The following is a 1,440-nucleotide window of genomic DNA, read 5'->3' as shown; positions in this document are numbered from 1 at the left end:
CAAGGCCCCGGGGAGAGTCGCGTTCGCCCGATTTGATCATGGGATGCCGTGCAGGGTGAGGATGGCTTCGGGGCGGGTGTGAGCGCGGCGGCCACTGGCGATGTTGGCCCAGCCGGCCCGGTGGAGGGCGGCGCGGGCCAGGTCGCGGAAGACACTCACAACGACGGGGGTGCGGTGGCGGCGGACCTGGCTCAGGTCCTCGCCGAAGACGACGTCCTTGGACCAGTGGACGGTGGATTCGATCATCCAGTGTCCGCGGGCCCAGGCGGCGATCTCGGCGGCGTCGGCCTGGTGGGCGGCGAGATCGGTGACCGCGTAGACGGTCTCGGTGCTCCACTTCTTCGTGCCGAGTCGGCGGCGCTTACGGTGGATGCGTACGACCTGTTTGGCGTGCGGGAACAGCAGGTTGTCCACGCTGGCGACCTTGACCTCGCGTACTTCCTCCCGGCCATGACCGCGGTCGCGGGAACGGTCTTGGACGGGTATCTCACGCCAGGGCAGCTTCGCCAACTGGCGGGCGAGGGTGGGCTGGTTGTGCTTCACGGACAGCAGGTAGTGCGCTTTGCGCTGCTCCACGAGGTAGCGGGCATGGGCGGTCTGGGCGTGCAGGGCATCGACGGTGACGACCGCGTCGGTGAGGTTGGTATCGGCGATCTGGTCCAGCAGCGGGGCGAACTCGGGGATTTCGTTGGTTTTCGCGCCGATCTCACGCAGGGCCGCGGTCAGCGCGTCGTCGTGGCGCACCGCGCTGAGCACGAACACCTTCGATCCGTCGGCGCGTACCGCACCGCGCAGGCATTTACCGTCGACGGCGATCGCACGTCTGCGGATGGTCTGGTGGCCTGGACGGACGCGTCGGGCGGTGCGGTGGGCGCGGCGCTGTTCACGCTCGCGGGTGCCGTCCGGGTTCACCGGCGCAAGGGGTGCGGTGGCGAGAGCAGTCAGGTGGACGAAGCCGGCCGCGGTCAGCGCCGCCGGATCGACCCTGGCAAACGCGTCACGCAGGGTGCGTTCACCTGGAGCGCGGTAGCGCCCGGCGAAGGGATCGTACGGGCAGCCGAGCCGGGCCAGAACCTCCTGCTCACACCGCCGTGCCCATTCCGCGATGGAGACAAGGGAGTTGTGCCCGGCACAGGTCATCGCGCAGACGCCGACGGCGAGCAAGGTGGTCAGCTGGAAACGTCGCCCCCGACGGTCGCGTGGGTCGGGCACACGGGCCAGGGCATCCAGGAGTCCGGGCGGCACGACCGCCGCCGGGTCGACAGGCGGGGGCGTCGTGACGGGCGCAGCAGCGGTGAGAGAAGATGAGGCAGCGGGCACGGCAACCTTGCAGATCGTGAAGCGTAGAGAACTCCATGATCTACAAGCGCCGTGCCCGCTCTGCGTCCGGAGCCCACCACATGATCAAATCGGGCGAACGCGACTCTCCCCGGGGCCTTG

General features: G+C 69.3%; 1 protein-coding gene. It reads right to left on the bottom strand.

Annotated features, from left to right (window positions below; translation table 11 throughout):
* Positions 1 to 36 precede the first annotated feature (36 nt).
* Entirely contained in the window at positions 37 to 1,335 is a 1,299-nt protein-coding gene (locus ACIQFZ_RS43515; RefSeq protein ID WP_402694010.1) for an ISAs1 family transposase, read from the bottom strand.
* Positions 1,336 to 1,440 lie beyond the last annotated feature (105 nt).

Source organism: Streptomyces sp. NPDC093064 (assembly GCF_044754605.1).
GTDB lineage: Bacteria > Actinomycetota > Actinomycetes > Streptomycetales > Streptomycetaceae > Streptomyces.
The sequence above is the reverse complement of the archived record's forward strand: the minus strand, read 5'-3'. Positions and strand labels throughout refer to the sequence as shown.